The sequence below is a fragment of the Vibrio sp. 10N.261.52.A1 genome, assembly GCF_002876325.1.
In the GTDB taxonomy this organism is placed as follows: Bacteria; Pseudomonadota; Gammaproteobacteria; order Enterobacterales; family Vibrionaceae; genus Vibrio; species Vibrio chagasii.
In genome coordinates this window covers 1-644 of record NZ_MCYD01000167.1, presented here as the reverse complement: position 1 = coordinate 644, position 644 = coordinate 1, and the positions used below count along the sequence as shown (strand labels likewise).

Annotated in this window: 1 protein-coding gene; it reads left to right on the top strand. The window is 42.2% G+C overall.

Features of this window, described 5'->3' with window-relative positions; translation table 11 throughout:
• Positions 1 to 38 precede the first annotated feature (38 nt).
• The gene (locus BCT81_RS02290) at positions 39 to 551 is read left to right on the top strand and encodes an ACT domain-containing protein (protein ID WP_102423130.1); all 513 of its coding nucleotides are present in this window, start codon (positions 39 to 41) and stop codon (positions 549 to 551) included.
• Positions 552 to 644: the final 93 nt, after the last annotated feature.

Genomic DNA, 644 nt, shown 5'->3' with positions numbered 1-644 from the left:
TTAATTAGCAATGATTAATTGAGACTTTGGGGGCTGATATGAACACTACATTTATCGTAAACTTTATCGGAAAAGCATCACCAGCGACGATCAAGCAACTCGCTGCGGTGACTCATGAAAACGACGGCAAGTGGCTCATCAGTAAAGTGAATTTTATTGAAGACCAAGTAGCAGGTGTGCTCAAGGTTCAGCTTCCAGCTATCAATGAATCGATTGTTAAAGAGGCATTCAGCGCTAACCCAGACCTGATTGTCCAGTTCGTTGATTCAGACCATGCACATAATGTTCAAGATACCATTCACCATCTGAGACTCGATTCTAACGATCGCGCCGGTATCGTCAATGAAGTGACACATGTACTCGATAGACAAGGTATCAATATTCTCGACATGGATTGCCAGCGCGTATTTATTGCCGGTGGTGGCGGTGTCAGTTCAAGCCTATTCACTTCTAAAATCGCGGTTAAGCTACCAATCGAAGTTCAAATCGATGATGTTATCAATGAACTAGAAACTCTCAGTGAAGATACTCGAGTGATGGTCGAGAGCTAGTTGAACTAACCTCCTAACGATACCCTATCGTTGGGAGGATACTTCCTCCCTCCTTACATAGCTTACAAAAAAACGTATAAAACCTAAAAAATA

What these genes read in the sequence shown, in the direction of transcription:
- BCT81_RS02290 (WP_102423130.1), top strand. Translation starts at nt 39, where the DNA reads ATGAACACTACATTTATCGTAAACTTTATCGGAAAAGCATCACCAGCG.